Below are 22,328 nucleotides of genomic sequence, written 5' to 3'. Positions count from 1 at the left end.
CCGTTTCCCAGCGAACGGCCGCGCGAGGTGTCACTCGTCCCGTGTGACGGGCAGGTGGGGCAGCCGGTCGGCGGCGACCACCCCTTCGAGGTAGCCCCGAGCACGCTCGGTGCGCGGATAGGCGTCCAGCAGCTGCCAGAAGCGGGGGCCGTGCCCCGGTACGAGCAGATGTGCCAGTTCATGCAGGAGGACGTAGTCGACGACGTACTCCGGCATACCCTGCAGCCGGTGCGAGAGACGGATGCTGCCCTCGGCCGGGGTGCACGATCCCCAGCGGGTGTTCTGGTTGGTGACCCAGCGCACGGACGTGGGCCGGGCGCGACCGCCGAAGTACTGGTCCGAGAGCCGGGCGGCCCGCTCCGACAGCTCGGTGTCGCCGAGGCGCCTCTTGCTCTCCTGCGCGGCCAGCTTGTCGAGCATGACCGTCACCCAGCGCTGCTCCTCCGCCTCGGACATCCGTGCGGGGATGAGCACGACGGTGCGATCGCCCTCGCGGTACGCGGAGACCGTTCTGCGCCGTCGCGCGCTCCTGCGAACCTCGATCGCGCTCGCCCCCGAGCCGCTCGGCGGCTGGCTCGTCGTGCTGCGCGGTGGCTTAGCGGCGCGGTGCAGTGGGTCGGCGGGCACGCCCCGACGTTACCCGCTGCACACGGGGGAAGTCCCGCCTCCGGGACGGTTCGATATCGATCCGCACCCCGAGCGCCTGATTTGTACGACGAATGCCGTCGCCTGTGGACAACTCTCGACAGGCATCGTCGCTGTCCGTGCATGCTGGCATTCGTCGGCGGACCAGGCACTCGCTCCGTCGGCGGACGGAACCGATCTCTGGCTACGGGGGCCGATCATGCATCCGATGGTGAAGCCCGCGCTCCGGCGCGGCTGGCGGGATCTCAACACCGTGCAATTCGGTCTGGCACCGGCGCACGCCATGGTGCTGGGCCCGATGGACACGACGACGGGCAGCTTCCTCGCCCTGCTCGACGGCACACGAGGGTTGCCGCTCCTGCGCGACGAGGGACGCCGCATGGGTCTGCCGGACGGTCATGTGGACGGCCTGGTGGATCGCTTGTCCCGGTCCGGTCTGCTGGACGACGCGACGGGCGGCGGCCCGGCCGCTGACGACCTGCGCGCCAAACCGGACGTCCTGGACCGACTGCGGCCCGACGCCGCCACGCTCTCTCTGATCACCTCGAGCCGGGCGACGCCATGGATCGTCTGGCCGCGCGCCGATCACTGAGAGTGCAGGTACGGGGTGCGGGCGGGTGGGATCGGTGCTCGCCTCCCTGTTGTCGGGTGCGGGGGTCGGCGAGGTCGACGTCCGCGATGTCGGCCGGGTGGAGCCGTGTGACGTGGCACCGGGTGGGCTGTCGGCCGAATCGATCGGCGAACGCAGGGACGCGGCGGCCCGGCGGGCCGCCCGGCACGCGGCGCCCGATCGTCCGCCCCGGCGTCGCCGCGGCTCCCGGCCTTCTTCCGCTCCGTCGGCAGAAGAGCGGACACGGGACCGTCTCCGCGAGGAGTCCGGGTTCTCGCTGGTGATCCTCGCCCCGCGGGACGGTGTCGATGTCCACGCTCCCAGGCCCATGGCCGCCGAGCCGCTGGTCTCCTCGGGTACGCCACACCTCTACGCGGGTGTGGTCGAGGGGACGGGCGTGGTCGGCCCTCTGGTCCTGCCCGGTGAGACGGGTTGCGCGGGCTGCCTGGAAGAGAGCCGCACCGATAGCGACGAGACATGGCCGCGGCTGGTCGCACAGTGGCGGTCCGGACGTCCGCACCAGCTGGAGGCGTGCGACCTGGCCCTGGCCACGACGGTCGCCGGACTGGCCGCGGCGCACGCGCTCGCCTTCCTGGACGGGCGGACTCCGTCCAGCGTGGGCGCCCGCTGGGAGGTCTCACTACCGGGGTTGGACTGGCACCCGCGTCCGGTGTGGCCGCACCCCACATGTTCCTGCACAGCCGCTGAAAACGGTGCCGCCGGGAAAGGTAACGGGGAACACACCGCAAAGGAGGGGGATGCGCACGAGACAATGGCGGGGCATCAGCGGTCAACGAGGTTGTCCCGCAAGGCACACGCGGCACGGCCTGCTGGGAGTTGGAGGGCGCATGTCTGATCTTCCCCGGAAGGCGGTCACCCGGACCGCCAAGCTCGCCGCGCTTCCGCTCGGCATCGCAGGCCGGGCCACCTGGGGACTCGGCAAGCGAATCGTCGGCGAGTCGGCGGAGCTCGTGGGCCGTGAACTCCAGCAGCGCACGGCGGAGCAGCTGTTCAAGGTCCTGGGCGAGCTGAAGGGCGGCGCGATGAAGTTCGGGCAGGCCCTGTCCGTCTTCGAGTCGGCTCTTCCCGAGGAGGTCGCGGGCCCCTACCGGGCGGCTCTGACGAAGCTCCAGGACGCGGCACCGCCGATGCCGACCCGCACGGTGCACGCCGTGCTGGAGGAGCGCATCGGTGCGGACTGGCAGGAGCTGTTCCTGGAGTTCGAGGACAAGCCGGCCGCCGCGGCCTCCATCGGCCAGGTGCACCGAGCGGTGTGGCACGACGGCCGAGAGGTCGCCGTCAAGGTGCAGTACCCGGGCGCGGGCGAGGCCCTCCTCTCCGATCTCGGTCAACTCAGCCGGTTCGCGCGTCTGCTGGGCCCGTTGATCCCCGGCATGGACATCAAGCCGCTCATCGCGGAACTGCGGGACCGGGTCTCCGAAGAGCTCGACTACGGCCTGGAGGCCCAGGCCCAGCAGGCGCACGCGGAGGAGTTCGAGGACGACCCGGACGTGGTGGTCCCGGCCGTGGTGCACCAGTGCGAGCAGGTGCTGGTGACCGAATGGATGGAGGGCACCCCTCTGTCCGAGGTGATCACCGACGGCACTCAGGAGCAGCGCGACCGGGCGGGCCAGCTGCTGACCCGCTTCCTCTTCTCCGGTCCGGCCCGCACCGGTCTCCTGCACGCCGACCCGCACCCGGGGAACTTCCGTCTGCTGCCGGACGAGAAGAGCGGCTGGCGCCTCGGCGTCCTCGACTTCGGCACGGTGGACCGACTGCCGGGTGGCCTGCCGGCCCCGATCGGCGAGGCCCTGCGGCTGACCATCGACGGCGAGGCCGAAGCGGTCTACGAGATGCTCTGTACGGAAGGCTTCGTGAAGGAGTCGATAGAGCTGGACCCGGACGCCGTCCTCGACTATCTGCACCCCATCATCGAACCGGTCCGGGCGGACGAGTTCACCTTCGCCCGCGGCTGGATGCGCAGCCAGGCCGCTCGGATCGCCGACCCGCGCTCCCCCGCCCACCAGTTGGGCAAGCAGCTGAACCTGCCCCCGTCCTACCTCCTCATCCACCGGGTGACCCTGAGCACCATCGGCGTCCTGTGCCAGCTCGGCGCGACGGTCCGTATGCGCGACGAGTTGGAGGAGTGGCTGCCGGGTTTCCTGCCGGAGGAGGAGGGCGAGTCGGCCGCGGAGGCGTAGCCGGTCCGGTCGAGGGCGGGTTCACCACCAGGCCGAGTCCAGCCTGCCTTCGATCGCTCGCAGGTTCTCCCTGGCGCACGTCTTGCAGAAGTAGCGCCGTGCGCCGTTCTCCACGGAACAGGTCCACAGAGGTCGGGGGGCGTCGGCGGTGGTGCCGCAGCGGGCGCACACGAGGGTCTGGGGTTCCGCGGCGGGGCCGCCCTGGTCACTGTCCCCGGAAAGACTCGTCACTCGGCGACGATATCGCCGCTCTCGGCGGATCCGTGGGCACAACGCACCGCGGGGGCCGGTCCCTTCGGACCGGCCCCCGCGGGGAGCCACTGCTGGTGGTGGTGATGTGCCTGTCCAGGCCGGGTCATGCCGGTCGCCGTGTGGCGACTACTGCATGACCGCCATGGCGAGCGCACGGCGGGCGCGCAGCGAGGCGCGCTCGGCCCGGCGCTGCATCCGCTGAGCGACCGCCAGGCGCATGGCCCGGCGTTCCTGCTCAGCCTGGCGCAGGCGCTCGTGCATATGCGCACGAGCCAGGGCTTCTGGCATGAGATGCATCTCTCGGGTCCTGTTCTGGCGCGAGGCGTTCGCACCGGTGGTGGTGAAATCAGGTGTCGCGGAGCCAGCGGGCTCGCTCGTGGACGGCTTCATCGGGGCCTGCTTCTTGGGGTCGTGCGTGAGGGGGCGGTCGATCGTTCCGGTGATGTTCATGCCGTGACCGGGTTCTTGCGCGGGCGACCACGAGGCCGCTTGCGGGCCACGACGACACCCTGGACGAAGAGCTCGCCACCCCAGACGCCCCAGGGCTCACGCCGCTCCTTGGCGCCGGCGAGGCAGGCCTCCATCAGCGGGCAGGTGCGGCAGAGGGACTTGGCGTACTCGACATCGGCCGGCGACTCGGCGAAGAAGACCTCCGGGTCGTAGGAGCGGCAGGGGACGGGTACGCCGAGGTTCTCGATGGCGTCGTCGAGCGCGGTGAGCGCGGTGAGCGGGGTCAAGGTGGAGTCCTCCGTGAGGCCGGGCGGGGGGATCGTTTCGGAAGGCGGTACGGACGGGGCGTGCGCTTCGAGTTGCACGGTTCGTCTTCCTCGTCTGGTCGTTCCGGCCTGTTGGCCGGTGGCGGCTGGTACCGGGTTCTTTTCTTGTCCCGAGGCCCCTTCGCTCTGTAGCCCCTGGTCAGGGACAAACAGAAGGGCCGCGGATCCCGGATGGGGTTCCGCGGCCCTGAAGGCGCCGGCCTGATCGTCGATCAGGCTGGATCACTCCAGGGTTCAGGCCCACGGAAGGCCCACATCAGGTGGTGCTGCGTCGTCTGCTTCCGGAATCCGGCACCGGCCGCCGCGAAGGCATAGGCCTGGGCCTGTGCCTCTACTGCTGCTTCCAGTGCCTTGGTCGGTCGCTCATTGCGCTCACGGACGGGGAGACCCGCCAGAGACACGGAGGACGCCGGACGGCCGCCACTGATGGCGGACAGACCGGTGCCCAGGTTCGAGACGCCGAGCATGCACAGGGAGACGGCCGAGCGATCGGTCATTTTGACCGTGCTGATGTAGCTGGTGTTGATGCTGATCACTGGACTCGCCTCCTCTCGGCGTCTATGGGGACCGGGATGAACCGATCCGACGGATATGAAGTACATCACGAAACCAGGGCCTTCGAGAAGGCCGCTGCTCTCGTGCCTAAGAACCTATGGGGATTGCTGGGGCATGCGCAAACTATTTTTTCGACGAGTTCGTATCAGTCGTTCTCGTCCTCGTACCCAGGCTCCCGACCTGCGCAGATGTCGAGAACATCGGCGCCGTAGCGCTGCAGCTTGCGGGCGCGGACGCCGGGGATGCGACCAAGTTCAACCGGAGTGCTCGGCCCCGCTTCCGCGATCGCCATCAGTGTCCGGTCCGTGAAGACACAGAAGTCGGGTTGGCCGCTGCGCTGCGCCTGGACCGCGCGCCACTCGCGCAGGCGCTCGTAGAGGCCCTCATCCATGTCGGAGGGGCAGTCCTCGCAGCGCATCAGCTTCATCTCGCCGGCGTCCCGCAGGGTGCGCCCACAGACCCGGCAGCGGGCCGGGGTCCGGCTGGTGCGGCGTGGCGCCCCCGCCGCGGCACCGCCCCCGAGGTCACCCGTCCGGCCGCCCGGGGAGCCCGGTTCGACGCCCCCGGGGCCGCCCGTGCCAGTCCGTCCCACGGTGGCGGTCGACCCGGGGCGCAGGCCGTTGAGGAATCTGCTGGGGCGGCGGTTGGGACGGCTGCCGGGCGAGCGGGACAGGGCCCAGGAGACGGAGAGGTGTTCGCGCGCGCGGGTGACGCCCACGTAGAGGAGCCGTCGCTCCTCCTCGATCTGTTCGTCCGTCCTCGCGTAGGTGATCGGCATCATGCCCTCGGCGACCCCGACGAGGAAGACGACGTCCCACTCCAGGCCCTTGGCGGAGTGCAGCGAGGCGAGGGTGACGCCCTGGACGGTCGGGGCGTGCTGGGCGCCCGCCCGTTCGTCGAGCTCCGTGACCAGGTCGCCGAGTGTGGCGTCGGGCTTGGCGGCGGCGAAGTCATGGGCCAGGTTCACCAGGGCCGCCAGTGACTCCCAGCGTTCCCTGACCGCTCCGGAGCCCGCCGGTGGTTCGCCGGTCCAGCCCTCGCCGGACAGCACGGCCCGTACCTGCGAGGGGAGGTCGACGGCGTCCTCGAGGAGGGTGTCGTTGCCGCCGAAGCGCGCGGCCGCCCTCAGCGCGGCCCCCGCCTTGCGTACTTCGGGGCGGTCGAAGAATCGTTCCGCGCCACGCAGCTGGTAGGGCACTCCGGCGTCCGCCAGAGCCTGTTCGTAGGTCTCGGACTGGGAGTTCGTGCGGAACAGGACGGCGATCTCGCTGGCGGGGACTCCGGAGGCGATGAGGTCGCGGATGCGGCGGGCTGCGCCCTCGGCCTCGGCGGGCTCGTCCGCGTACTCGGTGTACCGGGGCTCGGGGCCGGGGGGTCGCTGGGAGATCAGTTCGAGGCGGTGGTCGGCGGCGCGGCCGCGGGCCTGGGAGAGCAGGCCGTTGGCCAGGTGGACCACCTGCGGCGTGGAGCGGTAGTCGCGGACGAGCTTGACGACGGTGGCCCCGGGGTGGCGGTGGCGGAAGTCGAGCAGATGGTCGGGAGTTGCGCCGGTGAACGAATAGATCGTCTGGCTGGCGTCGCCCACGACGCACAGGTCGTCCCGGTCCCCGAGCCACAGTTCCAGCAGGCGCTGCTGGAGAGGGCTGACGTCCTGGTACTCGTCGACCACGAAGTGCTGGTACTGGGAGCGGACCTGCTCGGCGATGTCGTGGCGGTCCTGGAGGATACCGACCGTGAGCAGGAGGACGTCCTCGAAGTCGATGACGGCCCGTTCGCGCTTCAGGTCCTCGTACGTGGCGTAGATCTGGGCGATCTCCGCGGGGTCGCGGGGGGCTTCGCGGCCGTGCTTGGCGGTCGCGGCGGCGTAGTCGGCGGGGACGGTGCGGGTGACCTTCGACCACTCGATCTCGGCGGCCGCGTCGCGTAGTTCGTTGCGATCGAGACGGATGCGGCAGGCTGCGGCGGCGTCCGCGACGAGCTGGATCTTGCGGTCGACGATGCGCGGCATGCCGCCGCCGACCGCTTTCGGCCAGAAATACTGGAGTTGGCGCAGCGCGGCCGAGTGGAAGGTCCGGGCCTGGACCCCGGCGGCGCCGAGCTGACGGAGACGGCCGCGCATCTCTCCGGCGGCGCGGTTGGTGAAGGTGACGGCGAGCACACTGGCGGGCTGGAGCATGCCGGCCCGCACTCCGTAGGCGATACGGTGGGTGATCGCCCTGGTCTTGCCCGTACCGGCGCCGGCCAGCACGCACACCGGACCGTGCAGGGCGGTGGCGACCGCGCGCTGCTCGGGGTCGAGCCCTTCGAGCACCGCGTCGGCCGAGTCGGGGACCCGCGGGAAGAGGGTGGAATGCGTTGCTGCTGTCACATGGCCATGCTGCCAGGTCGCCGGAGACGGCTGAGCAAGTTGTCCACAGGCAGGCCCTCGTAGTCGTACTAATGCGGCAGGCGCCGCTGTGTTCCGGTGTGGTGACGCGGGGGCAGGGGTGGTGGACGCCACCCGAGCGGGGGAATGGTGGGCCTGTCGCGTACGTTCCACTCACTGCGACCACGCACCCCTCAGACCGTGAAGGAGCGCCAGGGACATGTCGGGCACTGTGACGATGTACAGCACCACGTGGTGCGGCTACTGCCGTCGGCTGAAGAGCCAGATGGACCGCGAGGGCATCACGTACAACGAGATCAACATCGAGCACGACCCGGAGTCCGCCGCGTTCGTGGAGAAGGCGAACGGCGGGAACCAGACGGTCCCGACCGTTCAGGTAGTTCCCTCCAGTGGTGGCACTGAGGTCGTGATGACGAACCCGAGCCTTGCCCAGGTGAAGCAGGCGCTCGGCGTCTGACCCTTGCGAGACGCAGCCCCCGACCGGTCTGACGCCGATCGGGGGTCTTGTGTGCCCCGGGGAGACCGCAGCGGCAGGACCAAGGCCCGCCCCCGGCAACCACCGCTGTAGATGCGAGGCCGTTTTCCTGAACGCTCCCTGCACAGGGCGCAGAGAGACTGAGCGTTCCACCTGGTGGCCGTCACCGACAGAACCTCTGAGCGCGCGGTAGCAAAGCCGTAGGTTCAGAGCGCGAGCACAGGCCGAGTAGAGAAGTCCTCGCAAAGGTCCTCACCATCCGGGCCATACACGAACTCGACCATGGATGGGTTGCGATTGGCGGTGGCCAGCGGCAGCCATGCCAGCATGTGGCCGTAGCCGCCGCACACGGACTCGCCACCGTCTCCGCCGTGGACCGCTGTAACGTCGCTGGTCAACTCCGTGCGGTAGGTGTCGTAGGCGATGCGCAGACCGAAGGCGTTCAGCTGGTTCTGCGGGTCCGTGCGGTCCCCGTAGGGGATGCGGTCGAGGGGGCAGTCGTTCCCCCACCGAAACAGGGTTTCTGCCCCAGCTCCACAAGCGTGCTCCCACTCGTCGGGGCTCGGCATCCGCAGGCCACGAGCCGCGAGAACAGCCGGCATGCCAGCAGGCAACTCGGTCAGGTTCTCATCCTCCACAGCCATGAGCACAGTGGCCAAGACGACGCTCCGGCGGGGGCTGAGCACCTGCGCGAGGTGGGCCCGCAGGTCGGATCCGTAGCCGAAGCCCTGCTCCAGGCTCTCGGCGTAGTCGACAGTCTGCTGCGGGGTCGGTTGCCAACTGTTCAGGTCGAAGCCGAGGGACACCGGCCCTCCGGGTATCAGAGCGAATTCCTGTCCGTTCCGCTCGATCCGGATGCGATGAAGCGGAGCACCGAGGTGCTCCGTGGTCTCAAGGTGTCACCCGACCGTCAACCAAGCCAGCGGCCTCCTCGGCGACGCGGCGTGCGGTAGGCAATTCGAAGGATCGCCACTGGTCGAAAGTGAGATCAGAGAGAACATGGACCGCAGTGTTGCACGCAGGTCTGACACGGCTCGCGACCACCGCACTCCAGAGCTGAGCTGCGGTCGCGAAAGCCGAGTAATTGTCAAGAGCTGTGGATCGGCTGACTGGTGATCAGGCTGCGTCGTTCTCGGGTCGCTCGACCAAGTGGCCGTTCGCGAATCGCCCGGCAAGCGTCGAATTGCCCGATCCGCTGATGCTGTCGTTCCCCATGAGTACGAGGGCTTGGCCTGGGTGGGCTCACAGATCCGGCGGTGCCGTGCGTCCATGCGGCCGATCATCCCTCACGTCGACCAGCTGGGGCGCACGGCGCTCTCGGGGCTCCGGCGTGGCCATTCCCGCCCGTACGAGCCCGAGGATGTCCTCGTCGCTCAGGCCGAGTTCGCGCGATGCGCTGACCAGGGTGTCCACGTAGGTGAGGAGGCGGGCGCGGGCCGACGTGCCCTGGTTGTCCAGGACGACCGCGCCGCGCCCACGGCGGAGTTCGATCATGCCCTCGTTGCGGAGACGCTGGTAGCCGCGGAGAACCGTGTGGATGTTGACGTCGAGGGACTCGGCGAGCGCGCGGGCGGAGGGGAGGCGGTCGCCGGGTGCGACCTCGCCGTCGGCGATCGCGAGCCGGACCCGCGCGGCGATCTGGTCGCCGAGCGGGGTGGCGGAGCCGGTGTCGACCCGGATGAGCATGTCAGTGCCTCACGGTGGTGCGGAGCAGGGAGTTGAGGAGGGCTGCGGCCGTCGCGGAGTCGTCGACGGTGACGGCGAATTCGCGACCGCCGGTGTGCCGTACTACCAAGGCCTCACCGGAGCGCACCACTACACCGGTGGCGTCGGGGCGGATGCGGTAGCCCCAGCCGCCGAAGTCCGCAGCCGGGCGGATGTCGCGGCTCACGGCCAGGTCCATCTCGGCGAGCGGGACCCGGGTGCGGGGCCATGGTGCCACGGCGGGCGACACGGTCAGGCCGCGCGGGCCGGCGGTGACCTGGAGTCGGGAGGCGCCGAGCACGAGCAGCCCGAGGAGCAGGAGCGGTACGGCGACCGCCCATCCCACGGGCGGGAGCAGTACACAGCCGACGGCAGCCATCAGCAGGCCGAGGAGTTGGGCAGGGCGGGAGGAGACGGTGCGGGTCCAGCCCGCGATCTCGCCCTCGGCGAGGGCGGGGCCGAGGGCGGGGCGTCCCCGGCAGTCGACAGCCGCCCGCTGTCGGGCAGGCGTAGCGCCCGCGCGGTCAGCCATCCCGCCCCGGCCACCGCCGCGCCCGCCGCCGCGGCGGCGGCCATGTGCCACAGCGGCATCCTGGTGGCGGTGGCGTTCCCGCCTGCGTCGGCGTTCACGAGCAGCACCGAGGCAAGGGTCCCGCCGAGCAGCCCGGCGAGCCCGTACCCGATGGTGAGCGCCCAGCGGGTGAACACTCCGCGGGCCGCGCAGATCCCGGTGAACAGCGCGCCGGTCCCGGTGAGCGCCCCGACGCAGGCGGCCAGGAACCAGGTGGTGCTGGTGAAGCGGTCGGGTGTGGTGCCCGCGAAGTGGGTGGCGAGCGGGTCGGGCAGCCGGTCGCGCACGGCGGCGAACAGGGTCAGGTCGGCGATGAGCGCGACGGTGAACGGAAGTGCGGCCAGCGCGGCGAGGGTGCCACGTCCTGCGGAGCGAGTCATTTTTACCCCCTTGTTCGCGTCATAGTAGAACAACTTTCGGGGATGGTGCCAGTGCGTCGCTCACCGGCTTCAGGGGCAGGCGCCGAGCAATTGCCAAAATCTGCAGGTCGGTTGAAGTTGTCCAGGCTGCGTGAGCTTCGGCGCGTTCGATCATCTGACCGCGCTCGAAGCGGGCGCCGGCCCGTACAGGGCGACCAGGTGAGGTGCGTTCACGGCCCGCCAGCAGGCCTGGGCGGACTCGACCAGCTTGAACACCATGGCCAGGACTGCGGCCGCACTGCCGGCCCCCCGGGTGACCTTCGTCCGCAGCCGGACCGTTGCGAACGTCGACTCGATCGGGTTGGTCGTGCGCAGATGAATCCAGTGCTCGGCCGGGAAGTCGTAGAACGCCAGCAGTTCCTCGACGTCGTCGGTGATCTTCTTCACCACCTTGGGCCACTTCGCGCCGTAGGCATGCTCGAAGGCGGTGACCGCCTTGAGCGCGTGGTCGCGGTCCTCGGCGTTGCAGATGTCCTGCAGGGCCTTGCGGGCACCTGGCTGGGCCGACTTCGGCAGGGCATTGACCACATTGGCCGTTTTGTGAAGCCGTCAAGAATCAACTCGTCGGTGTGTCGTCTTCGCTGTGTGCTGCGAGGAGTTCGGTGGCGGTCCGGTAGCGGGCGGTGGTTGGTGGCGGGAGGAGCCCACCTTCCATGAGCAGGGGCCGGATCTCACGGACGACGTTGCCGATCAAGGACCGGCTCACGTCGCCCGGCGCGTCGGCGAGGACGTCCAGGGTGCAAAGCTTGCGCAGGTAGAGGACGGCGAGGATGACGCGCTCTTTGTCGCCGATCTTCTGGGGGAAGATGCCGCCGCGGCTGCCGGGCTGGCGGTCGGCGCCCCTGCGCTGGTAGGAGGCACGTTCGATCTGGGCGAGTTGGCGTGGGGCGAGGCGCCGGGCGAGTGTGTCGAGGTCCTCGCGGGACATGCCGGTCAGGCGCGGATGGGACAGGCTCTCCATGATCTGGGTGCGCGGTGGAGTCGTTGCAGTGTCGAGGAAGGCCAGCAGCTCGGCCTCGGTGGTGAAGCGGGTGGGGGCGTATCCGGCCAGGTCGCGCTCGCCGAATGCCTTGTGGTCGGCCTGCCACTGGGTGGTGAGGCGGGTGACAGTGGCCGGCGAGAGACCGGCCGAGCTGCCCAGGAACTGCTCCAGCGCGGGCACGAAGTCGCCGGAGGACAGGCCGTGCAGGTAGAGCAGCGGCAGCACCTCGCTGATCTTCGGGGACTTGCGGCACCACGGCGGCAGGATCGCCGAGGAGAACCGCTTGCGCTCGCCGGTCGCCTCATCGACGCGCTCGTCGTTCACCCGCGGGGCCTTTACCTCGACCACGCCGGCCGCAGTGGTGACCTGCCGCGGCTGGTGGTAACCGTTGCGGACCACGAGCCGCCGACCGTTCTCGTCGCGCTGGTCGGCCAACTCGGCTACGTAGGCGTTCACTTCGGCCTCCAGCGCGGCGGCCAGCATCCTTCTTGCGCCATCCCGAACGATCTCGTCGATCAGCGACGACCCGTCGTGCGTGGAGCCGTCCTCGTTGACTACGGTGAGCACGGACGTACCTTCCCGGCCGGTGCTGCGAACACCGGTCTTGCTCGATGACCTATCGATCAATCATCCGGGAAGGTACGTCCTCCCCGGGCTGATCCACAGGTTCTGAGCATTGCTCCGCGCCCCCACTCCGCTTGCCGTAGGGCGAAGGCACGTCCTCTGTCGGCCCCTGCGGGGCCGTAACTGGGAGGGCAAACAGAGAAGAGAGGGCGCGAACCTTTCCGCAGGTCATCGTCCATGTCACTACACGTCCGGGGTGTGCTGGCTACACCTGCGGTGTGGTCACCGGTCCTGATGGACTCGGCACGGTACGGGCGCGCCCTTTCCCTTCTGGAAGAGGTGAGGGGGCAGGACAAGGCAAGCGGTCCCCGACCGGGGCGAGACAAGGCGAAACCTCTTGGCCCGGTTGACCGCGTTGGTCGTGCTCTGGTCTGACAGGGGCTTGCCCTCCTTACCCAGGAAAGCAGCCAGCTTCCCAGGGTCGAAGGGCGCGTGCCCTTGGCGGTCGGCCCAGCCCAGCGCAGCGAAGTGCACTCGGTAGGCGAGCGGGTGCCAGGGTTCCTGCGCCATGCGCCGGTACTCACGAACCCTTCGCTGGCGCAGGTCAAGCAGAAGATCGGCGTGTGACCACGGGCAGGCTTCAGCCGGTGTGACCTCGTGTCGGCAGGGGCTTGCCGTACCAGAGTTCGATCAGTCGGGCCGCGATCGAGATGCCGTAGGGAGGCAGGACCTCCCCGGACTCGAACGCGGCCCGCAGTTCTTCGCGGGAGAACCAGCGGGCCTCGTGGATCTCGTCGCCGTCGACGTCGACGGTGGTCGAGGTGGCCCGGGCCATGAACCCCAGCATGAGGCTGGAGGGGAAGGGCCAGGGCTGGCTGGCGACGTACTCGACGTGGCCGACCGTGATGCCGACCTCTTCCTGGACCTCGCGCCGCACGGACTGCTCGATGGACTCACCGGGCTCCACGAAGCCCGCGAGGGTGGAGAACCGCCCCTCGGGCCAGTGCACCTGGCGGCCGAGCAGGAGGCGGTCCTCCTCGTCCGTGACCGCCATGATCACCGCCGGGTCGGTGCGCGGGTAGTGCTCAGCACCGCAGGCGGGGCAGCGCCGGATGTGGCCGACCGCCGCGATGACGGTGCGCTCGCCGCAGCGGGAGCAGAAGCGGTGGGTGCGCTGCCAGTTCTCCAGGCCGACCGCGTGCACCATGAGGCCCGTGTCACGGGGCGACAGCAGCATGCCCGCCTCCCGCAGCCCGGCCGGGCGTGCCGACTGGTCCATGCGGCCGGGGAGCGCGTCCTTCTGGAGTGCGAAATAGCTCACACCCTCGGCGTCGGTCCCCAGGAAGTACCGGTGCGCCTCGGTGAGCGGGGCCTCGAAGGAGGGCGTCATGACGAGTTCGGTGGCGCCGTCCGCGGTCTCGTCGATGAGGACCTGACCGCCGGAGACCACGAAGCAGCGAGTCGTGGGGTGGCTCCAGGCCGCCGCGAGCCAGGCCTCGTCGAGCCGGTGGTGGGCGGCCCGGTCGATGCCGCTGGGGGCGGTGAGCGCGATGGGTCGGTCGGCGGTGTGGTCGGTCCAGGTGGTCACGGGTGCTTCCAACTCCCCCGGTGAAACGGTTGATGGGGCGGTTCGGCGAGGCGTGCGGTGGGCTGGGCGTGCCGGGGCGGTCGGGGTCGTCCTCAGTGTGCCTCGTAGGTGCTTTCGGCCAGTTCGCCCCAGAGGTACGCGCTGGTCTCGACGCCCTTGAGGAGCAGATCGAGTTCGACCTTCTCGTTGGGGGCGTGCCAGCCGTCGGAGGGGACGGAGATGCCCAGGAAGAGGACGGGGGCGCCGAGGACTTCCTGGAGGTCGGCGGCGGGGCCGGAGCCGCCCTCGCGGGTGTGGCGGACCGGCTGCTGGAACGCGCGGCCCATGGCCCGTACGACCGCCCGCAGGGCCGGGTGGTCCAGGGGCGTCAGGCAGGGGCGGGTGGAGCCGGTGAACGTGATCTCGTGCCGGATCCCGGCGGGGATGCGCTCGGCGGCCCAGGCGGTGACCGCCTTCTCGATGTGGTCCGGGTCCTGGCCGGCGACCAGGCGGAAGGACAGCTTCACCATGGCCGAGGACGGGATGATCGTCTTGCTTCCGGCGCCCTGATAGCCGCCGCCGATGCCGTTGACCTCGGCGGTCGGGCGGGCCCAGATGCGTTCCAGGGTGGTGTGACCGGCTTCGCCGTGCGCCGCGGTCGACCTGGCCGTGCGCAGCCATCGCTCCTCGTCGAAGGGCAGTTCGGCGAAGAGTTCGCGCTCGCGGTCGGTGAGTTCGACGACGCCGTCGTAGAAGCCTGGGATCGCCACGCGCGCGTGCTCGTCGTGCAGGGCGGCGACGAGACGGGCGATCTCGGTGGCCGGGTTCGGTACGGCGCCGCCGAAGGAGCCGGAGTGGATGTCCTGGTCGGGGCCGTACAACCGGATCTCGCACTCGGCGAGGCCGCGCATGCCGGTGCAGACGGTGGGGGTGTCCTCGGCCCACATTCCGGTGTCGGAGACGACCACCGCGTCGGCGGCGAGCCGTTCGGCCCGGGCCTCGACCAGGGCGCGGAAGTGCGGGGAGCCGGATTCCTCCTCGCCCTCGATCAGCATCTTCAGGTGGACGGCGGGGGCGGTGCGGCCGGTGGCGGCGAGGTGGGCGCGGACACCGAGTGTGTGGAAGAACACCTGCCCCTTGTCGTCGGCCGCCCCGCGCGCGTGGAGTCGGTTCGCACGGATCACAGGGTCGAACGGCTCGGTGTCCCAGCCGTCCTCGCGCGCCGCGGGCTGCACGTCATGGTGGCCGTAGACCAGCACCGTGGGTGCGTCGGCGTCCGTGGCGGGCCATTCCGCGAAGACCGCGGGCGCTCCCGCCGTCTCCCAGACCTCCGCCGTCGGGAAGCCGGTCTCCCCGAGCTTGGCGGCCAGCCAGTCGGCGCTGCGCCGTACGTCCGTCGCGTGGTCGGGCTGGGCCGAGACCGACGGGATGCGCAGCCACTCCACGAGGTCGTCGAGGAAGGCGGCACGGTGGTTCTCGATGTACGTACGGACGACGCTGACGTCGCTGTCAACGGACTGGCTCATGCTCACGAGCCTATCTGCCCGCGGCGGCATGCTCGTCCGGCGGTTCGTCCGTGAACGCCTCCGGTCCGTCAGCCGACGGCTCCGGTCCCTCTGTGGCCGGATCCGGTCCCTCTTCGGTACCGGATTCCTCCAGGAGCAATCTCTCCAGTGCGTCCCGGCCGGGGAGGTTCGTCGGCCGGACGACGGCTCCGGTGCGGACGTACAGGAAGACGGCGTCGACGGACTCCAGGGGCACGCCCTGCTGCTCGGCCCAGGCCAGCCGGTAGACGGCGAGCTGGAGCGGGTCGGCGGCGCGGGTGCGGCTGGTCTTCCAGTCGACGATCTCGTACGTCGTCGTCCCTTCGGCATCGTCGGCCCGGTAGACGGCGTCGATACGGCCGCGCACGACCCGGCCGGCTATGTCGATCTGGAAGGGGGCCTCGACCCGGTGGGGGGTGCGGTGCGCGTACGGCGTGCGTTCGAATGCCTCCTTGAGGGCCTCCAGGTCCAGTTCGTCCGCGATCTCGGCCTCGCTGCCGGGCAGTTCGTCGGGCTCCAGCATGGGCAGCCGCAGCTCTTCGAAACGGGCCTCCAGCCAGGCGTGGAAACGGGTGCCGCGCCGGGCCGCGGGCTGTGGGGGGCGCGGCATGGGGCGGGCGAGCTCCTGCGCGAAGCCGTCCGGATCCGCGGCGAGACGCATCAGCTGCGAGGTGGTCAGCGACGTCGGCAGGGGTACGTCGGTGACCTTCGCGCGGGCTCGTACGAGTTCCCCGGTGAGGGCGTCCAGGTCGCGGTCCCACGAGGCGACGGTGCGGGCCTCCTCTGGGGTGAGCCCGGACGCGCCGGGATGCCTGCGGGCGTGCGGCACGGCGGGCGTGCGCCCGTCCGGCGCGGGACGGTCCACGCGCGCGTGCGGAGCCTGCGCGGGACGATCCGACGACCAGGAGTCCCAGTCGCCGGTGTCCTCGTCGATGAAGGGGGCCTCGTCCTCGTCGATGAAGAGGTCGTCGTCCTCGTCGATGGGTGGTTCGTCCGGGAAGTCCTCCTCTGCGGCCCCCGGATGCGTGTCCTCGTGGGAGGCGGCGCGGTCCAGGTGGGCCAGGACGGTCCGGGCCGCCGCCCTGCGGCGCATCAGGGCCGTGTCGTCGAGCGGGAGCGGCCAGGCGTGGTCGGCCGCCGTCGCGTGCAGAGCGGGGTTCTCGGCGTCCTCCTCCGGCTCGTCGGCCCATGCCTCGATCTCGCCGTGCCCGGCGACGCAGTGGTCGTACAGGGCCTTGAGGAAGTCGGACGGCCCACGGGGACGCTTCTGGGACGGGCCCCACCAGTGGCCGGAGCCGAGGAGCAGGGAGCGGGGGCGGGTGAACGTCACGTAGCCGAGGCGGAGTTCCTCGGTGTGCTGGTGATCCTTCATGGCCTCCTGGAAGGCCTTCAGGCCGCGCGAGTCCCAGGCCTCGACGTCCGGGAGGGTGTCGGCGTCGCCGCGCAGCTCGTGCGGCAGGACCTTGCCCTGGGCGGTCCACTTCTCCCGGCCCTGGGTGCTGGGGAAGGTGCCGGTGACCAGACCGGGGACGGCGACGACGTCCCATTCCAGGCCCTTGGACTTGTGGGCGGTGAGGACCTTGACGGTGTTCTCTCCCCCCGGCAGGGCGTTGTCGAGGCCCTTCTCGTACTGGGCGGCCGTGCGCAGGAAACCGAGGAAGGCGAGGAGGGTGGCCTCTCCGGCGCTGTGGGCGGCGAAGGAGGCGGCGATGTCCAGGAAGTTGGACAGGGTCTCGCGGCGGCGGGCGGCGAGCGCGTGGGGGGAGGCGGAGAGTTCCACCTCCAGGCCGGTGACGGCGAGGACCCGGTGGAGGACGTCCATGAGGGGGTCGGCGAGCGAGCGGCGAAGGTCGCGCAGTTCGGCGGCGAGCCGGGCGAACCGGATGCGTGCGTCGGGCGAGAACGGCAGACCGTCGTCCTCCGCCTCGGCTTCGAGGGGGAGTTCCAGGAAGGTGTCCAGGGCGTCCGCCAGCGAGATCACTTCGGACGGGTCGACGCCCTCGACGGCTGCGGCGAGCCGGCGGTCCGGGTCGGCGTCGGCGTCCACGCGCGCGTGGGCCACGAGCAGCCTGGCCCGGCGCCCGAGGAGGGCGAGGTCGCGGGGTCCGATCCGCCAGCGCGGGCCGGTGAGGAGGCGGACGAGGGAGGCGTTGGCACCGGGATCCTGGAGGACCTCGCAGACCGCGACGAGGTCGGCGACCTCGGGGAGGTGCAGCAGTCCGGAGAGGCCGACGACCTCGACCGGGATGTCCCGGGCGACGAGCGCGCCCTGGATCTCGGCGAAGTCGGTGGCGGTGCGGCACAGGACCGCGATCTCGCCGGGTTCCTTGCCGGTGCGCACCAGGTGGGCGATCGAGTCGGCGAGCCAGTCCAGTTCCTCGGCGTGCGTGTTCAGCAATGCGCAGCGGACCACACCGTCGCGTTCGGCGCCGGGGGCGGGCCGGAGGGCCTCCACACCCGCGTGCATGGCCCGCAGGGGCTCCGCGAGACCGTTGGCGAGGTCGAGCAGACGGCCGCCGCTGCGGCGGTTCTCGCTGAGCGACTGGCGGGTCGCGGGGCTGCCGTCGGGGTGGGCGAAGTGCTCGGGGAAGTCGTCGAGGTTGGCGACGGAGGCGCCGCGCCAGCCGTAGATGGCCTGGCAGGGGTCGCCCACGGCCGTCACGGGATGGCCGGTGCCGCCCCCGAACAGACCTGACAGCAGGACGCGTTGGGCGACCGAGGTGTCCTGGTACTCGTCGAGCAGGACCACACGGAACTCGTCCCGCAGGATGCGCCCCACCTCGGGCAGTCGGGCGAGGCCGGCGGACAGGGCGATCTGGTCGCCGAAGTCGAGGAGGTCCCGCTCGCGCTTGGCCGCGCGGTAGCGGCCGACCAGTTCGGTGAGTTCACGTCGGGCGGCGGCCGCCTCGGGGACCTTGCGCAGATCCGCGTTGGTCAGCTTGGCACCCTCCAGTTCGCGCAGCAGGTCGGCGTCGTACGCGCGCAGGTCCTCCGGTCGTACGAGGTGCTCGGCGAGTTCGGAATCGAGGGTCAGCAGGTCGCTGACCAGGTCGGGGAAGGAGCGGGTCAGTGCCGGGTAGGGGCCCGGGGACTCCCTCAGGACGCGTGCGGCGAGCTGGTAGCGGGTGGCGTCGGCGAGGAGCCGGGAGGTGGGTTCCAGGCCGATGCGCAGGCCGTGGTCGGCCAGCAGGCGGCCCGCGAAGGCGTGGTAGGTGGAGATGACCGGCTCGCCCGGCGGGTTGTCCGGGTCGATCACGTCCGGGTCGGTGATGCCCGCTTTGACCAGTGCCTTGCGTACGCGCTCGGCGAGTTCGCCCGCCGCCTTGTTCGTGAACGTCAGGCCGAGCACCTGTTCGGGGGCGACCTGTCCGGTGCCGACCAGCCACACCACGCGCGCGGCCATCACGGTGGTCTTGCCCGACCCGGCTCCTGCCACGATCACCTGCGGCGCGGGCGGCGCGACGACGCAGGCCGTCTGCTCCGGGGTGAACGGGATGCCGAGGAGCTCCTTGAGCTGCTCGGGATCGCTGATACGGGCGGACATTCCAGAGAGGCTAACGCCGACCACCGACAGCGGCCGCCGGGCGGGCATGGTCACTCGACCACGTGACGGCCCTCGGGGCGAGCGCTGCACGATGCCCGGAAAGCGCAGTGTGCACAGTGTTGTCCGGCGGTCGGGGAGAAACGCTCGTCCAGGACCTTGCCCGCGGCGGTCGCCAGGAGGTCCGCCACCCACTCCCCTTCCGCGCCCTCGACGGGGCCCTGCGCCTGCACCTTGGGGACGCTCTCGCCACCGTTCTTCTTGGCGGCCCCCTGCCGCAGCTGGACGAGTTCGGCGCCGCCCGGTTCGGGGCGTACGCCACCGAAGGGCTCGTCGACGGCTCCCTCGCGGACCGCGAGCTGGTACACGGCCAGCTGGGGGTGGCGGCTCACCTCGGCGGAACTCACGGACTGCTTGCCGGTCTTGAAGTCGACGACGTAGGCGCGGCCCTCGGTGTCGGTCTCGACGCGGTCCATGGAGCCCCGGATGCGCACCTCGTAGTCGCCCGCTTCGAGGGTGACGTCGAAGTCGTGCTCGCTGGCCACCGGGGCCCGCCCCGCTCGGTCCATGACATGCCACTGCAGGAAGCGTTCGAGCGCCACGCGCGCGTGCTGCTTCTCCTGGTCCGACTTCCAGGGTGCGTCGAAGGCGAGCGCGTTCCACACGGAGTCGAGGCGTTCCATGAGGACGTCGAGGTCGGCCGGGGTGCGCCCGGAGGCGACCTCGTCGGCGAGCACGTGGATGACGTTGCCGAACCCCTGGGCGGCGGTCGCGGGCGCGTCGGCCTTCACCTCACGGCCCAGGAACCACTGCAGGGCGCAGGTGTTGGCGAGCTGGTCGAGGGCGCTGCCGGACAGTACGACGGGCTGGTCACGGTTCCTGAGCGGCACCTTGCTCTCGGTCGGGTCGAACATGCCCCACCAGCGGTGGGGATGCGCCGACGGCACGAGCGGACGGCCGTCCTCGTCGCTCAGCGCGGCCAGCCGGGCCAGTCGCAGGGCGGCCGCCTCGCGGAGCGTCTCGGACACGCGCGGGTCCACCGTGGTGGCGCGCAGCTCGGCGACGAGGGCGGCCACGGACAGCGGGCGGCGGGGACGGCCGGTGACGTCCTTCGGCTCGACCCCCAGTTCGGTGAGGAAACGGGAGGGCTGGTCGCCGTCGTCGGCGGGGGCTTTCACCGCGGTGACGACGAGGCGTTCACGCGCGCGCGTGGCGGCCACGTAGAACAGACGGCGTTCCTCGGCGAGGAGGGCGCCCGGCGTGAGCGGTTCGGCGAGACCGTCGCGGCCGATGCGGTCGGCCTCCAGGAGCGAACCGCGGCGGCGGAGGTCCGGCCAGAGCCCCTCCTGGACACCCGCGACGACGACCAGGCGCCACTGCAACCCCTTGGCGCGGTGCGCGGTCATCAGGCGTACGGCGGCGGGGCGGACGGCCCGCCCGGTCAGCGTGTCGGCAGCGATGTCCTCGGCCTCGATCTCCGCCAGGAAGTTGAGGGCGCCCAGGCCGCCGGTGCGCTCCTCCGCGCGTGCCGCAGTGGCGAACAGCGCGCACACGGCGTCCAGGTCACGGTCCGCGTTGCGTCCGGCCGGGCCACCGCGCCGGGCGGCGCGCTCCAGGCGCCGGGGCCACGGCGTGCCGTCCCACAGCTCCCACAGCGCCTCCTCGGCCGTTCCGCCGCCCGCGAGGCCTTCACGGGCCTTCCGCAGCAGCGCGCCGAGGCGCTGCGCGCCCCTCGCGTACACCGGATCGTGTGCCACCAGCCGTTCCGGCTCCGCCAGCGCGCGTGCCAGGAGTTCGTCCGACGGCGGCGGTACGGGGTTGCCGCCGGCTCGCTCCTCCTCGCGCAACGCGCGGCCCAGACGCCGCAGATCGGCGGTGTCCATACCCGCCAACGGGGAGGCGAGGAGGTCGAGGGCGGTTTCGGTGTCGAGCCAGCAGGGCTGCGCGTCGGACGGGTGGGACCGCCGGGACGGATCCGCCGGTTCGGGCACCTCGGGTGACTCGCCGGTCTCCTCTGCCGAGCCCGTCACGGCCGTCGTCTCCCCCAGCTCCGCCCGCGCCACCGCTCGCAACGCCGTCAGCAGGGGCTGTACGGCCGGTTCGTGGCGCAGGGGCAGGTCGTCGCCGTCGATCTCCAGGGGAACGCCCGCGGCGGTGAGGGTGCGCCGGATCGAGGGGATCGTGCGGGCGCCGGCGCGCACCAGGACGGCCATCTCGCTCCAGGGGACGCCGTCCTCCAGATGGGCCCGGCGGAGGACGTCCGCGATGTTGTCCAGTTCGGTGCCCGGCGTCGGGTACGTGTAGACCTCGACGCTTCCTCCGTCCCGCACGGGCCTCAGCTCACGGTGGGCGCGTACCTTCTCGGCGGGGAGGCGGGTGAGCGGCATGCGCTGGGTGAGCAGGCGGGTGGCGCCGAGCAGGTTCGCTCCCGAGCGGCGGGAATTCCTGAGGACCGCGACCGGTGCCCGGCTGCCGTCCGCGCGCGGGAAGGCCTGCGGGAACTCCAGGATGCCGTTCACGTCGGCGCCCCGGAAGGTGTAGATCGACTGGTCGGGATCGCCGAAGGCGACCAGGGTGCGGCCGCCTCCGGCGAGGGTCCGCAGCAGCCGTACCTGCGCGGGGTCCGTGTCCTGGTACTCGTCGACGTAGACCGCGTCGTACTGGGCGGTAAGCCGCCGGGCGACGTCGGGGCGGCCGGCCAGGAGCACCGCGCGATGGACCAGTTCCGCGTAGTCGAGCACGCCCTGGAGGTCGAGGACATCGAGGTACTCGGCGAGGAAGGCGGAGGCCGCGAGCCAGTCCGGGCGGCCGATGCGCGTGGCGAAGGCGCGCAGGTCGTCGGGGGCCAGGCCCAGTTCGCGGCTGCGGGCGAGGACCGCGCGGACCTCGTCGGCGAAGCCACGTGTGGTCAGGCAGGCGCGCAGTTCGTCCGGCCAGCGCACGTGCGCGAGGCCGAGGCGTTCGAGGTCGGGCTGGCCCGCCAGGAGTTCCCGGACCGCCACATCCTGCTCCGGGCCGGACAGCAGCCGCAGGGGCTCGACGAACAGGTCGCTGTCCTGGTGGGCGCGGACCAGCGCGTAGCAGAAGGAGTGGAAGGTGGTGGCCTGGGGGGCGCGCGCGGCGCCCAGGCGCAGCGCCATGCGGTCGCGCAGTTCCACGGCGGCCCTGCGGCTGAAGGTGAGGACCAGCACGCGCGCCGGGTCGCCCCCACGAGCGATGCGGGCCGCCACCGACTCGACGAGCGTGGTGGTCTTGCCGGTGCCCGGACCTGCGAGAACGAGCAGAGGCCCCCGCTCGTGGTCAACCACGCCGCGCTGCTCGGCGTCCAGACGAGGGGGGTCCGTCCGGGCCGGTGGGGTACGCACCAGTCGGTAAGCGCCACGGCTCCCCTGTCGCACCTGGGTGTGCGACAGGCGCCTGGTGGAGAAAGAGGAGCTCACGTGGTTCGCCGGTCCTGGTGGGTGTGCGGGGTGTCACTGTCGACGCGGTGCGCCGGTGTCGAGGGGTGGTGGTCGGGAATCGGGTGTGCGGCGCGC

The 22,328-nt window shown here is 71.1% G+C and carries 14 protein-coding genes and 4 pseudogenes; 3 read left to right on the top strand and 15 right to left on the bottom strand.

Annotation, left to right across the window (positions count from 1 at the left end; genetic code table 11):
- Positions 1 to 30: 30 nt before the first annotated feature.
- Complete coding sequence (locus E4N62_RS32280; RefSeq protein ID WP_215448890.1) at positions 31 to 627, bottom strand: M48 family metallopeptidase; 597 nt, start codon at positions 625 to 627, stop codon at positions 31 to 33.
- 217 nt (positions 628 to 844) lie between these two features.
- Between E4N62_RS32280 and E4N62_RS32275 the strand changes: the two are divergent.
- A pseudogene (locus tag E4N62_RS32275) lies at positions 845 to 2,111 on the top strand (TOMM precursor leader peptide-binding protein).
- Entirely contained in the window at positions 2,104 to 3,456 is a 1,353-nt protein-coding gene (locus E4N62_RS32270) for an AarF/ABC1/UbiB kinase family protein (RefSeq protein WP_230220001.1), read from the top strand. Before E4N62_RS32275 ends, E4N62_RS32270 begins: the two are co-directional and overlap by 8 nt.
- Positions 3,457 to 3,477: 21 nt before the next feature.
- Here the strand turns inward: E4N62_RS32270 and E4N62_RS32265 are convergent, their stop codons facing one another.
- The 5 genes from E4N62_RS32265 to E4N62_RS32245 all read right to left on the bottom strand — a co-directional run bounded on the left by E4N62_RS32265 (position 3,478) and on the right by E4N62_RS32245 (position 7,407).
- Entirely contained in the window at positions 3,478 to 3,687 is a 210-nt protein-coding gene (locus E4N62_RS32265; protein ID WP_230220000.1) for a hypothetical protein, read from the bottom strand.
- Between the two features lie 147 nt (positions 3,688 to 3,834).
- The gene (locus tag E4N62_RS32260) at positions 3,835 to 4,158 is read right to left on the bottom strand and encodes a hypothetical protein (RefSeq protein WP_230219999.1); all 324 of its coding nucleotides are present in this window, start codon (positions 4,156 to 4,158) and stop codon (positions 3,835 to 3,837) included.
- Entirely contained in the window at positions 4,155 to 4,523 is a 369-nt protein-coding gene (locus E4N62_RS32255; RefSeq protein ID WP_005480495.1) for a WhiB family transcriptional regulator, read from the bottom strand. The genes E4N62_RS32260 and E4N62_RS32255 overlap by 4 nt, the downstream gene beginning before the upstream one ends.
- Positions 4,524 to 4,696: 173 nt before the next feature.
- The gene (locus E4N62_RS32250) at positions 4,697 to 5,020 is read right to left on the bottom strand and encodes a hypothetical protein (protein WP_045559069.1); all 324 of its coding nucleotides are present in this window, start codon (positions 5,018 to 5,020) and stop codon (positions 4,697 to 4,699) included.
- Between the two features lie 164 nt (positions 5,021 to 5,184).
- Positions 5,185 to 7,407, bottom strand: a complete 2,223-nt coding sequence (locus E4N62_RS32245) for an ATP-dependent DNA helicase UvrD2 (protein ID WP_230219998.1) — start codon at positions 7,405 to 7,407, stop codon at positions 5,185 to 5,187.
- 217 nt (positions 7,408 to 7,624) lie between these two features.
- Between E4N62_RS32245 and E4N62_RS32240 the strand changes: the two genes are divergently transcribed.
- A complete protein-coding gene (locus tag E4N62_RS32240) occupies positions 7,625 to 7,882 on the top strand; it encodes a mycoredoxin (protein WP_230219997.1) in 258 nt (85 codons plus the stop codon).
- A gap of 224 nt (positions 7,883 to 8,106) precedes the next feature.
- On the opposite strand, the pseudogene E4N62_RS32235 reads toward E4N62_RS32240, so the two are convergent.
- The 9 genes and pseudogenes from E4N62_RS32235 to E4N62_RS32190 all read right to left on the bottom strand — a co-directional run bounded on the left by E4N62_RS32235 (position 8,107) and on the right by E4N62_RS32190 (position 22,232).
- Positions 8,107 to 8,944: pseudogene (locus E4N62_RS32235) on the bottom strand (hypothetical protein).
- A gap of 288 nt (positions 8,945 to 9,232) precedes the next feature.
- Positions 9,233 to 9,586, bottom strand: a pseudogene (locus E4N62_RS32230) (GntR family transcriptional regulator); the annotation flags it as partial.
- Position 9,587: 1 nt separating this feature from the next.
- Complete coding sequence (locus tag E4N62_RS32225; protein WP_230219996.1) at positions 9,588 to 9,983, bottom strand: hypothetical protein; 396 nt, start codon at positions 9,981 to 9,983, stop codon at positions 9,588 to 9,590.
- Positions 9,983 to 10,555, bottom strand: coding sequence for a hypothetical protein (locus tag E4N62_RS32220; RefSeq protein WP_230219995.1), 573 nt, complete (start codon positions 10,553 to 10,555; stop codon positions 9,983 to 9,985). Before E4N62_RS32220 ends, E4N62_RS32225 begins: the two co-directional genes overlap by 1 nt.
- A 19-nt stretch (positions 10,556 to 10,574) precedes the next feature.
- Positions 10,575 to 12,095: pseudogene (locus tag E4N62_RS49755) on the bottom strand (transposase); the annotation flags it as partial.
- 685 nt (positions 12,096 to 12,780) lie between these two features.
- Positions 12,781 to 13,728: an NAD(+) diphosphatase gene (gene nudC, locus E4N62_RS32205; RefSeq protein WP_230219994.1), complete on the bottom strand. Its 948-nt coding sequence runs from the start codon at positions 13,726 to 13,728 to the stop codon at positions 12,781 to 12,783.
- Positions 13,729 to 13,820: 92 nt separating this feature from the next.
- Entirely contained in the window at positions 13,821 to 15,233 is a 1,413-nt protein-coding gene (locus E4N62_RS32200; protein WP_230219993.1) for a dipeptidase, read from the bottom strand.
- Positions 15,234 to 15,243: 10 nt separating this feature from the next.
- The gene (locus tag E4N62_RS32195; RefSeq protein WP_230219992.1) at positions 15,244 to 18,795 is read right to left on the bottom strand and encodes an ATP-dependent DNA helicase; all 3,552 of its coding nucleotides are present in this window, start codon (positions 18,793 to 18,795) and stop codon (positions 15,244 to 15,246) included.
- Between the two features lie 50 nt (positions 18,796 to 18,845).
- Positions 18,846 to 22,232 (bottom strand): ATP-dependent DNA helicase, encoded by a 3,387-nt coding sequence (locus E4N62_RS32190; RefSeq protein ID WP_230219991.1) that lies wholly within the window; start codon positions 22,230 to 22,232, stop codon positions 18,846 to 18,848.
- Positions 22,233 to 22,328: the final 96 nt, after the last annotated feature.

Source organism: Streptomyces sp. MNU76 (genome assembly GCF_020982545.1).
GTDB lineage: Bacteria > Actinomycetota > Actinomycetes > Streptomycetales > Streptomycetaceae > Streptomyces.
This window is presented reverse-complemented; position numbering and strand designations above follow the sequence as displayed.